At 66.2% G+C, this 11403-nt stretch carries 8 protein-coding genes and 3 pseudogenes; 5 read left to right on the top strand and 6 right to left on the bottom strand.

Translation table 11 applies throughout. The features are described from left to right. Positions 1-150 (top strand): annotated as a pseudogene (locus tag AVHM3334_RS22820) (IS630 family transposase); the annotation flags it as partial. Here the strand turns inward: AVHM3334_RS22820 and AVHM3334_RS22815 are convergent. From AVHM3334_RS22815 to bfr, 5 genes are all read right to left on the bottom strand, one after another. Beyond that, positions 147-2279, bottom strand: coding sequence for a TonB-dependent siderophore receptor (locus AVHM3334_RS22815; protein ID WP_284415744.1), 2133 nt, complete (start codon positions 2277-2279; stop codon positions 147-149). The pseudogene AVHM3334_RS22820 and the gene AVHM3334_RS22815 overlap by 4 nt on opposite strands. 120 nt (positions 2280-2399) lie before the next feature. Then, complete coding sequence (locus tag AVHM3334_RS22810; RefSeq protein WP_284415743.1) at positions 2400-2726, bottom strand: DUF3325 domain-containing protein; 327 nt, start codon at positions 2724-2726, stop codon at positions 2400-2402. 5 nt (positions 2727-2731) lie between these two features. Next, on the bottom strand, positions 2732-4408 hold the full coding sequence (locus AVHM3334_RS22805) for a PepSY-associated TM helix domain-containing protein (protein ID WP_284415742.1): 1677 nt from the start codon (positions 4406-4408) through the stop codon (positions 2732-2734). After that, a complete protein-coding gene (locus AVHM3334_RS22800; protein ID WP_284415741.1) occupies positions 4408-4713 on the bottom strand; it encodes a DUF3649 domain-containing protein in 306 nt (101 codons plus the stop codon). The genes AVHM3334_RS22805 and AVHM3334_RS22800 overlap by 1 nt, the downstream gene beginning before the upstream one ends. 399 nt (positions 4714-5112) lie before the next feature. Continuing rightward, entirely contained in the window at positions 5113-5589 is a 477-nt protein-coding gene (bfr, locus tag AVHM3334_RS22795) for a bacterioferritin (RefSeq protein WP_092744334.1), read from the bottom strand. 292 nt (positions 5590-5881) lie between these two features. On the opposite strand from bfr, the gene ahpC reads away from it, so the two are divergent. The 3 genes from ahpC to AVHM3334_RS22780 all read left to right on the top strand — a co-directional run bounded on the left by ahpC (position 5882) and on the right by AVHM3334_RS22780 (position 10702). Then, positions 5882-6457, top strand: a complete 576-nt coding sequence (gene ahpC, locus AVHM3334_RS22790) for an alkyl hydroperoxide reductase subunit C (RefSeq protein WP_092744332.1) — start codon at positions 5882-5884, stop codon at positions 6455-6457. A gap of 175 nt (positions 6458-6632) precedes the next feature. Further along, a complete protein-coding gene (gene ahpF / locus AVHM3334_RS22785) occupies positions 6633-8201 on the top strand; it encodes an alkyl hydroperoxide reductase subunit F (protein ID WP_284415740.1) in 1569 nt (522 codons plus the stop codon). A gap of 467 nt (positions 8202-8668) precedes the next feature. Next, positions 8669-10702, top strand: a complete 2034-nt coding sequence (locus AVHM3334_RS22780) for a patatin-like phospholipase family protein (protein WP_284415739.1) — start codon at positions 8669-8671, stop codon at positions 10700-10702. Positions 10703-10791: 89 nt separating this feature from the next. Here the strand turns inward: AVHM3334_RS22780 and AVHM3334_RS22775 are convergent. Continuing rightward, a pseudogene (locus AVHM3334_RS22775) lies at positions 10792-11118 on the bottom strand (kinase/pyrophosphorylase); the annotation flags it as partial. Between the two features lie 197 nt (positions 11119-11315). On the opposite strand from AVHM3334_RS22775, the pseudogene AVHM3334_RS22770 reads away from it, so the two are divergent. After that, positions 11316-11403: pseudogene (locus AVHM3334_RS22770) on the top strand (IS5/IS1182 family transposase); the annotation flags it as partial.

Below are 11403 nucleotides of genomic sequence, written 5' to 3'. Positions count from 1 at the left end.
ACCAGCGTCAAGCAACTCGTCCAACGCATCGACCACTTCGTCACCGCCTACAACGCCAACTGCCAACCCTTCAGGTGGACCGCCACCGCGGATTCGATACTCGAAAAGCTGCATCGACTTTGCTCACGTATCAGCGGGACGGGACGCTAGTAGCGCGCCTTGAGCGCCATCGTCACGCGGCGCGGCTCACCGTAGAAGTTCTGGCGGCCCAGGCTGCCCACCTTTTCGTAGTATGTCTTGTCGAACAGGTTGTCCACGTTCAGGCTCACCGAAAGCTTGTCGTTGATCTGGTAGGCCACCTGGGCGTTGAACAGCGCGTAGTCGCCCGAGGTCACGCGCAGCGTGCCGCTTTGCGCGAAGAACTCGCTGCGGTAGCTCATGCCGCCGCCCACGCTCACGCCCTGCAGCGCGGGGCTGCGAAAGGCATAGCGGGTGGACAGGTTCACGCTGTGGCGCGGCGTGATGGGGCTGAACACCTGGCCCTGCTGCGACGCTGGCGCCTGCAGGTACTTGGTGGCGGTGAAGGCATAGCCGGCCAGCACGTCCCAGCCGGGCGCGACCTGGCCGCTCACCTCGGTTTCGAAGCCTTGCGCTCGCACCTTGCCGCCCGCGACCGAGGCCGTGGGCACCGCCGGGTCGGCCACGGCACGGTCCTTGTCCAGGATGCGAAAGACCGCGAAATGCGTCTGCAGGCGCTTGTTCAAAAATTCGCCCTTCACGCCCGCCTCGATCTGCGAGCCCGAGCGCGGCGTCAGCAACTGCCCGGCGCGGTCCAGGTTGGACTGCACGACGAAGGTCTCGGCATAGCTTGTGTAGGCCGACAGGTTCTCGTTGAGCTCGTAGATCGCCGCCACGGACGGGATGAACTGCCGCCACGGGTCGGCCGTGGCCGTGGTCTGGCCCGTGCTCAGCGTGCGCGTTTCGGCCTTGGCCCAGGACATCCGCCCGCCCACCAGCACTTTCAGGCGCTCGGCCGCGCTGATCTGTGCCTGGCCGTACACGGCGTTCTCGGTGCGCCGGGTGGCGCTTTGAAAGCCCGGCAGCGTGACGCTCGGGTAGGGCAGGCCGTACTGCGGATTGAAGAGGTTGGCGGTGCGGGGCGCGCCGAAGGCCGAGTTGCCGTCCAGGCTTTCGTTTTCGGTGTGGCTCATGCCCAGCAGCACGCGGTGCGTGCGGCCCAGCAGCGACAGCGGCGAGGTCACGTACAGGTCGTAGTTGCGGTCCTGCACGTCCTGCTGGAAATCGACCGCCTGCAGTTGGTAGTTGCCGTTGGCGGCGAGGGCCGAGTTGGCGCGTGCTGACCGATAGAGCGATTCACGGTGCACATCGCGCGCCGCGAACTTGACCAGCCCGCCATTGGGCAGCCGGTGCTCCAGCTCGGCGAAGGTGTCGGTGCTGTCCAGGTCCTGGCGGTTGGCGGCCAGGCCGGCGAAGGTGGAGCGCGGCACATCGGGCAGGCGCCCGTCGGCATAGGCCGGCAGGCCCTGGTCCACCGTGGCGCGGATCTTCTGGCGCGTGTGCCCGACCGACAGCGTGGTGGCGGAGTCGATGTCCAGCTCCAGCGTGCCGTAGCCGAGGGTCTTGTCGTTCCTGAGGGTGGCGACGTAGCTGTCGCGCTCATCCTTCACGGCGACCACGCGGGCGCGCAGCGTGCCGGCGGCGTTGAGCGCCCCGGTCAGGTCGACGTCGGCGCGGCGCATGCCCCACGAGCCTGCGGACACGTTGGCGTTCAGCCCCAGTGCCGATTGCGCGCGCTTGCGCACCAGGTTGATCGTGCCGCCGGGCTCGCTCGCGCCCTGCAGCAGGCCGGACGGGCCGCGCAGCACCTCGATGCGGTCGTAGATGGCGGTGTCCATCGCGGTGGCGAAATTGGCGCCCTGCGGAATGGGCACGCCGTCCAGCAGCACCGCGCCGATGTCGAAGCCGCGCGACTGGATGGTGTTGTAGTTGCCCGCGCCGTCCAGGCGCGTCACGGTCACGCCCGTGGTCTGCTTGACGGCGTCTTCCAGCTTGGTGAGGTTCAGGTCATCCAGGCGCTGGCGCGTGATCACGCTGACCGACTGCGGCGTCTCGCGCGGCGACTGCACCAGCTTGCCCACGCTGATCTCGCGGGCGATGTACTGGCCCGAGCCCTCGGTGGCCTCGCCTTTCGGCGCGTCGGTCACCTTGACCTCGGGCAGGACCACGGTGGGGGCGGCGGGCGTGGCCGTCTGGGCGTGCGCGGTGGCCGCAGCCAGCAGCGCGGCCGTGGTGATGGCGTTCAAAGGATGCAGTCGCATGAAAGGCTTTCCGGCGGTCAGAAAAAACAACGTGGAGACATTGGCTTGCCGCGCGCCGGGCGGCACGCAGGTGGCTGCAAAAAAACGAGGCGTGGCCCGGCCGGGCAGCGGCTTGGCCGCCTAAAGCGCCAGGGCCAGCAGGGCCGCAGCCACGGCGATCACGCCCAGCACGGGCAGGCGGCGCGGCTGCCAGGTCGCGACGACGGTGGCGCACACGGCCGCCAGCGACAGCGCCATGGCCCACCACGTCACGCTGAGCGGGGCCGTCATGTCGCCCGGCCAGCCCACGGCATGGGCGAGCGACAGCGCCAGCAGCGCCCAGCCGATGCGCCGCAGCGTGCGCATCTGGCGCTCGCCGCCTTCGCGGTTCCAGGCATCTTCATGGTGGCGATCCATTCCGAGGGCCAGGCCCGACCAGCCGGCAAAGCAGAGAAAGAATTCGAACATGTCGGTCAGGCTCCGGCAGCGGGGGTGGAGGGCGTGGAGGGATTGGCGGGCGCAACGCCGCCGGCGCCCGCGGCACCTCGGCGGGCGTCGGTGGCCTTCAAGCTGCGCGCGCGGCGCAGGCGCCAGGCCATCCAGCCCAGCAGCACCCCGGTGGCGAGGAAGGAAAGGTCCATGCCCGCCCAGACCCAATCACCCGCCGGCAGCGAGATGCCCAGGTGCGCCTGGGTGGTCAAGGCATTCAGCACGGGCAGCGCCGCGAACACCGCGCCCGCCAGGCCGAGCACCATGCTCCAGCCCCAGCGGTCCGGCCGCACCGCGCCGATCGCCAGGGCCAGGCCCCAGGCACCGAAGAACCATGCCAGTTCGACATCGGCGCGGCCGGCCACGTCCAGCGGCACCAGCCGGCTGGACGCGATGAACACGCCCGTGGCCAGGGGCAGGCCGCCGAGCAGTGCCACGTTGAGGCTGGCCACCAGGCGCTCGCCGCGCTTCAAAGGCGGTGCTGCGGCGCCCTTGCGCTGCGCCTGCTGGCGGCGCTTGACGCTCCACAGCACCATGCCGGTGGCGATCATCAGGCTGCCCAGCACGCCGAAGCCGAACAGGCCCCAGCGCATGCCGGGCCCCGCGAAATGGGCCAGGTGCAGGCCGTAGAGAACCCGGTAGGTGCGCAGCGCGGGCGAATCGGGGTCGAGCAGGGCCAGCGTCTCCCCGGTGGCGCCATCGAAGCGCATGCGGGCGGGGCCGTACTGCAGCCGGTCGCCATCGTGGCGGGTGATCTCCACCACCGTGCGTTCACCGTCGTTGTGGGCGCTGACTCCGCCGATGCGCGCGTCGCCCCAGGTACGGTGCGCGCTGGCCAGCATCGGCGCCAGGTCGAAGGCCGGCAGCGACTGTGCGGTCTCGTTGGGCGCGCGGCGTGCGCCCCGGGCCGAAGGCGTGTCGCCCTGCAGCTCGGCGAAGTAGGCCTGCGAGTCCGTGCCTTTCGGTCCCGGGTAGGCGGCTGCAATCCCGGAGGGCATGTACAGCGAATGGAAGATCATCAGCCCGCTGAAGGTGATCATCAGATAGAACGGCAGCACCAGCACGCCGGACACGCTGTGCGCATCGAGCCAGGCGCGCTGCCCGCCCTTGGCGGGCCTGAAGGTGAAGAAGTCCTTGAAGATGCGCCGGTGCGTCACGATGCCGCTCAGCAGCGCGATGAACATCAGCAGCGTGGCCACTCCCACCACCCAGCGGCCTTCCAGCGTCCATCGGCCCTTTTGCGCGGTGCGCAGCTCGAAGTGGAAGCGGTAGAAGAACTCGCCGCCCATGGTGTCGCGGGTCTCGATGGCCTCGCCGGTCTGCGGGTTCATCAGCAACGTCTTGAAGCGGCCGCCCTCCTTGCCGCGCCACAGGATGGTGACGCCGGGCTGGCGCTCGTCCGGCAGCCGCATGAACCACTGCGCCACGTCCGGCACCTTGCGGTGCAGCGCCTGCTGCGCACGCTCGGCGACGTCGGCGCTGGCCGCAGGCAGCCCGTGCAGTTCGGGCCGCATCCAGAGGTTGAATTCGGTCTTGAAAAAGCTCAGCGTGCCGGTGAAGAAAATGGCGAACAGCAGCCAGCCCAGCACCAGCCCCGACCAGGTGTGCAGCCACGCCATCGCCTGGCGAAAGCCCTCGCGTTCGGTCGACGGTGTGCCCATCACGCGCCCCCCAGCCAGCGCGGCGCCATCGCCACGGCGCCCAGCGCGAGCGCGGGCAGCTCGATCGCGCCCCATGCCCCCCAGGCCGTGCGGGCGTAAAACGCCCAGGCCACCGCCAGGGCATAGACCAGCCAGGCCAGCAACGTGGCGGTGAGCACCGCTTCTACGCGGGGCATGAAGGGCATCAGGCCCAGGGTGAGCGCTGCCGTGAATGCGGCCGCCAGCGCATAGCCGCCCAGCCCCGCCGCCAGCGCGCGGGAGGTGATCGCCACGCGGTAGCGCCAGTCGAGGCGGACCGCCTTCATGGCCGTGCAGCAGCCGCCCGGGCGCAGGCACGAAGCGGATGGCCGAAAAACAGTGGGGTGGCCAGCGGGGTGGCCGTCGCGCGCGCAGGACGTAGCAGCATCGAAAAGCTCCATGCAGAGTGGGGCGCTGGCTGCAGCGGGACGCGGGGCCCGGGCGAACTGACTGGCTGGCTAGGCCGGTATTCTAGTTTTTATGAGAATCGTTCGCATTCCGTTGTGTGCAATCGCAACAAACAGAAGGAACTCGGGGCCCAATCGAGCACGGATTGCCGCCGAATCGATGCGTGCGCACCACATTTGCGCAAAACGGCGGTGTGCCAGAAACGAAAAACCGGCCCGAAGGCCGGCTCAAGAGCGGGGCGCTGACGGAGCGGGCGCCCGGTCGCTGGTTGGAATCGCTTACTCGATCTCGCCCATCTGCGACTGCAGGTAGTTCTGCAGCCCGACCTTCGCGAGCAGGTCGATCTGCGTTTCGAGAAAGTCGATGTGCTCTTCGGTGTCGTCCAGGATGCCTTGCAGCAGATCGCGAGAGACATAGTCGCGCACCGTTTCGCAGTGGGCGATGCCGTCCTTGATGGTGGCCTGTGCGCCGCGCTCGGAGCGCAGGTCGCATTCGAGGATCTCTGGCACGTCCTCGCCGACCTGCAGCTTGGCCAGGTCCTGCAGGTTGGGCAGGCCGTCCAGCATGAAGATGCGGTCCATGAGCTTGTCGGCATGCTTCATCTCGCCGATCGACTCTTCGTATTCCTTCTTCGCCAGCTTGTCGAAGCCCCAGTGCTTGAGCATCCGGTAGTGCAGAAAATACTGGTTGATGGCCGTCAGCTCGTTCTTGAGTTGGGCCTGCAGATGCGAAATGACCTGTGCGTCGCCTTGCATGGAGATTCTCCTTGTGTGGTTTGGGGTGCGATTGTCATGACGCAGGCCGTGCGGCGCAAGGCAATCTCCCTGCCCGTGCGGTATGGCTGCGTTTGATGCTGAGTTGTGTTCGCGTTGGCCGTCCCCAGATGGGAAGACGGAACCGAAGCTTTGTGTCGCGGCACCTCTCACGGGCCCTCTATTTTTATAGTCATTGGCAATTGACTTAATGAAGTCAATTAATTGGATTGATGGTGCGGAAGGGCCTAGACTTCAGCTTTTCGTGTTCAGCCATCAACCCAAGGAAGAAGCAATGTCCCTGATCAATACCCAAGTCCAGCCCTTCAAGACCAACGCATTCGTGAACCGCGACGGCAAGGGCGAGTTCATTGAAGTGACGGAAGCCAACCTGAAGGGCAAGTGGTCGGTTCTGATCTTCATGCCGGCAGCTTTCACTTTCAACTGCCCCACCGAAATCGAAGACGCGGCCGACAACTATGCCGAGTTCCAGAAGGCCGGCGCCGAGGTCTACATCGTGACGACCGACACGCACTTCTCGCACAAGGTGTGGCACGAAACCTCCGACGCCGTCGGCAAGGCCAAGTTTCCCCTGGTCGGCGACCCGACGCACCAGCTTACCAACGCGTTCGGCGTGCACATCCCTGAAGAAGGCCTGGCACTGCGCGGCACGTTCGTGATCAACCCCGATGGCGTGATCAAGACGATGGAAATCCATTCCAACGAAATCGCCCGTGACGTGTCGGAAACCCTGCGCAAGCTGAAGGCTGCCCAGTTCACCGCCGCCAACCCCGGCCAAGTGTGCCCCGCCAAGTGGAAGGAAGGCGCCAAGACGCTGACGCCTTCGCTGGATCTGGTCGGCAAGATCTAAGCTCCGGGCCTCCCGCAGGAGCGGGGCGCCTCGGCGCCCCTGGCCGGACAGCAGCATGGCGTGCGCGCCATGCCGTCCGGCTTTTTTTCGCCCGCTCACGCCCATTTCATCGCTTTCGGGCCGGGCGCCTGCCGCACCGCTCAACGACATAACTCGAATCGCAAAGGACACCACCATGCTCGACGACCAACTCAAATCCCAACTTTCGGCTTACCTGGAGCGCGTGACGCAATCGTTCGAGATCGTGGCGTCGCTGGACGGCGGCGAGGTCTCCACCCAGACGCGCGAACTCCTGGAAACCATCCAGAGCCTGCGCAGCGACAAGATCACGCTGCGCACCGACGGCAACGACGCGCGCAAGCCCTCTTTCACGCTGCAGCGCGCCGGCACGCAAACGCATCTGCGCTTTGCCGGCCTGCCGCTCGGCCATGAATTCACGTCGCTGGTGCTCGCCCTGCTGTGGACCGGCGGCCATCCCCCGAAGGTGGAGCAGGACGTGATCGAGCAGATCCAGGCGATCGACGGCGACTTCGAGTTCGACGTCTACATGAGCCTGACCTGCCACAACTGCCCGGACGTGGTGCAGGCCCTGTCGCTGATGGCCGTCCTCAACCCACGCATCAAGACCACGGTGATCGAAGGCGGCGCCTTCCAGCAGGAAGTGACCGACCGCGAAATCATGGCCGTGCCCATGGTGTTCATGAACGGGAAGGTGTTCGGCTCGGGCCGCATGACGGTGGAAGAGATCATCGGCAAGCTCGACACCGGCGCTGCGGCGCGGGAAGCCGTCAAGCTCTCCGCCAAGGAGGCCTTCGACGTGCTGGTGGTCGGCGGCGGCCCCGCTGGCGCCGCGGCGGCGGTGTATGCCTCGCGCAAGGGCATTCGCACCGGCGTGGCCGCCGAGCGCTTCGGTGGCCAGGTCAACGACACGCTGGACATCGAGAACTACATCTCCATCAGCAAGACGGACGGCCCCAAGTTCGCCACGTCGCTGGAGCAGCACGTGCGCGACTACGAAGTCGACCTGATGAACCTGCAGCGCGCCAAGGCCCTGAAGCCCGCCGAATCCGAAGGCGGCCTGATCGAGGTCGAACTGGAAAACGGCGGCACGCTGCGGTCGCGCACGGTGATCATCACCACCGGCGCGCGGTGGCGCAACATGAACGTGCCCGGTGAAGACCAGTACCGCACCAAGGGCGTGACCTATTGCCCCCATTGCGACGGCCCGCTGTTCAAGGGCAAGCGCGTGGCGGTGATCGGCGGGGGCAACTCCGGCGTCGAAGCGGCCATCGACCTGTCCGGCGTGGTCGCGCATGTCACGCTGCTCGAATTCGCGGCCGAGCTGAAGGCCGACGCCGTGCTGCAGCGCAAGCTGCACAGCCTGCCCAACGTGACCGTGATCACCCAGGCGCAGACCACCGAAGTGCTGGGCGACGGCAACCGCGTGACGGGCCTGGCCTATCAGGACCGGACGAGCGGCGAAGCCAAGCAACTGGCGTTGGAAGGCATCTTCGTGCAGATCGGTCTGCTGCCCAACACGCAGTGGCTGCAAGGCACGGTGGAGCTGTCGAAGTTCGGCGAAATCGTGGTGGACTCGCATGGCCGCACCAATGTGCCGGGCGTGTTCGCGGCAGGCGACGTGACCACGGTGCCTTACAAGCAGATCATCATCGCGGCGGGCGAGGGCGCGAAGGCGGCGCTGGGCGCATTCGACCACTTGATCCGCACATCCGCTCCTGCTTGACGGACGAGTCGCCGGGCGGCTTGCTGGCCGCCTGGCTTCATCAGCCTTGTGAAAAAGGCAGACGCATGTAGTCAGCCATGCGCTTTCCTGTTGAATGCTTCGTTTTGCGTGCTTCGTCGGGCGGCATCGTTCCACACAATGGAACCGAATAATTGCCAGGCGTTGCCTTGATTCCTAAACTCTCCCCCACCTTAGCGCCGATCCGCGCATCCGAACGCGCTGAAGAGGCCTCTGTCTCGCTTCGCCAGCAAGCCTCCCTCCCTGCGTTGGAGTCTGGGCATCCATTGCGTCGACGGCCATCATGGCGTGACTCGGCATCAGCCCTGTTGAGTTGCGTGCGGTCCCCGGACACGGAGGACGCGGCGCAGGGCAATGGCCCGATTCAGAGGCCGGGACGGCGCCTCCCTCCTCCGCTGCCGGTTCCCGCTTCGGCCCTGTTGCCTGCAACGCAGGCCTTGCCCCCGCCCGTGTTTTCGGGCCAGGGTTTTTCCATCCATGTGGACGCTGGTGGCGCCGCGATCTTGAAGCAGCCGTTTATGCTGCGCCGTCTCGAGCTTACGGGGGGCGGGGCGAAAGGTGCGGTCTATCCCGGCGCCATCCTGGCACTGCAGGCCCATGGGCAACTGGAACCGCTTCGCCAAGTGGGAGGCGCTTCTGCCGGCGCCCTCGTCGCCGCCATGCTGGCCAGTGGGGCGCAGCCAGAAGACCTTGCGGAAACAGTCAACCAGCTCGACATGCTCGGCTTGATGGACAAGAAGGCCCGCCCGCTGGGGGCCGTATCCAGGCCACCGCCGGGCAAGATGGGCGCGCTGGTCCGGATGGCGAGTAACCGCGGCACCGAGATGCCCAACCTCACGAACCTGCTCAACCGCAAGGTTCGGGAATCTGTCCTTCAACGCATTGCCGAGTCGGGGATGGCGGACACTCAAGCCGACATTCGGCAGATCCGTGCCCGGCTGCAGGCCCGTGATCGGCTCGACGCGCTGGAGGTTCTGGCCCATGGCGGCGAGCTGTCGGACGATGGAATCGCCGATTTGAATGCGCTGCGCGACCGCCAGGAGCGCTACGAGGCCGGCAGGGACGCGCTGCAGCGCTTGATCGGCCAACCTGGGCAGGACGAGGAGCGCGCACGATTGGAAGCGCAACTGAATGAAGCCGCTTGCGGCGACCTGACCTTGGGAGCTCTTGATCGGCTGAGCCGGGACGTGCCGGGTATCAAGGGCTTTTTCTGCACCAGTACTGCTCTCGTGAGCGAGGCCGGGGCGCGTCGCCCGGAACGGCAACTCGCGGTTTTCAACTCCGACAATCCGGACCTGCGCTGGATGGAGGTCTCCCACGCCGCCAGGCTATCTGCCTCGTTGCCTGGCCTCGTGGCGCCAGGCATGCAAAGCCTGCCGCATGGTACGGCCGACGGTTCCTTGAAGCTCAAGTTCGAGGATGGCGGCGTGCTGATGAATACTGCGGCACTACAGCTGATCGACCCCGATGCCGCAAAGGAAGAAAACCTGGTGCTGACCCTTGAGCACCCCGTCTTGAGCAAGGCCCTTGGGGAATCCTCTGGCGAGGGCAGCGCGGGGCTCTGGGGCAAGGTGGTGGACAAGGTCCGCAACAGCAGTGAGGCTGGCCGGTTGAACAATGCCTCGCGCCTGTTTGCGGCCGAACGGCTGGCCCAGGAGGATCTGCGCTCCAAGACGGTCATGGCCCAGTTGAAGGACTTGCCTGGTGTTGGTGCCGATTACTCCGGCAGCAGAGGCACCCTGGCGCTGGAAATGACACCCCAGGAGCGCACCACGCTGCAAAAGGCTTTTTTCGACCGGATTGATCGCCATTTGCAAACGCGCAGCGCCGACGCGTCCTTCCCGTCGCTGGACCATTTGCTGGCGGATCTGGACGGCGACCGATTCGCGCAGATCGGCGGCCCGAAACACCCCGTGGCTGACGAGCAGCCCGCGTTGCGCGAGGCGGTCGAGGCGGCGGCCTGGATGCGTACGAGCCTGGCTCAGGCAGCCTTGGATTTGGCAAGCGCGGGGGATGCTGTCCCAGGCGACGTGCTGCGCCGCCAGGTCCATGACTGGGCCCGCACGGTCGATGCCAAAGCCCAGGGGCACCCTGATCGCCTGGATGCCTGGGCATCTTTGCTGACGGCATCTCCGCAGCCGGCGCTACAGCGCATCATGGATCTTGTGCGGGGCTCGGAACTGCCCGAGGGCAGTTCCTTTCTGCGCCTGTGCCGTGACAAGGATGAGGACCAGACGGCCAGGCGGGTGGGCCTTCGGGTGGCCCACCAGATCGCCTATCCGGCGATGGCGCGCGCAGGTGTCACCCCTGCGATTCGCGACGTGCTCGGCGAGGTTGGCCGGGCACTGGCCGCCGTGAGCGGACGGGCGGATGTCGAGGCCACGGCGCTCCAACTCGACGAGGCCCTGCAACGCAAAGACCTTTCGTCCGCAGATCGGGCAAGCCTGTTGCGAGCGCGGTTGTCCATCCCCAGCCCGGCATGAGGCATTCGCGCCGACTGCAAAGCGGCGTACCGATGAGCCATCCCTTCATTCATTTGCGCGATGGTGGTGCGCAACGGCCGATCCAGGACTCAATAAACCAGCGGCTCAGGACGCACTTCCTGCAGGATGGTCGTAGCGATTTCCTCGATGCTCTTGGTGGTCGTTGACAGCCAGCGGATGCCCGCGCGCCGCATCATGGCTTCGGCTTCGGACACTTCATTGCGGCAGTTGTCCAGCGCCGCATATTTGGAATTGGGACGCCGTTCGTTGCGGATCTGCGAAAGCCGTTCGGGCTGGATGGTCAGCCCGAAGATCTTCTTGCGGTGGGGCTCCAGGGCCGGGGGCAACTGGCGCCGTTCGAAGTCTTCGGGAATCAGCGGGTAGTTGGCCACCTTCAAGCCGCATTGCATGGCCACGTCCATGCCCAACCGCGTGCGGAGCAGTTTCAGAACCTCCGGAACGGCCGGCGGAAGTTCAGGATCGGCGGAGTCGCTGGTGGCGACCAGCAGCTCCGAAATCGTCACGTCGAGGTCGTCGGGGTCATAGTCTAAAAGCATGCCCGGCAGTCTAAGAGCGTGTTCACGATCTTTGTCTGATCACTGACAATGACGAGGTGCGAACCAAGAAATATCCCAGCGATACGAGCCGCGAGCAATTCGAGATCATCAAGCCGATGCTGGAGAGTGCGCGCAAGAAGACCA

The sequence above is a fragment of the Acidovorax sp. SUPP3334 genome (assembly GCF_030159055.1).
GTDB lineage: Bacteria > Pseudomonadota > Gammaproteobacteria > Burkholderiales > Burkholderiaceae_C > Paracidovorax.
Note: the sequence above shows the minus strand (reverse complement) of the source record. Positions and strands in the feature narration are given on the sequence as shown.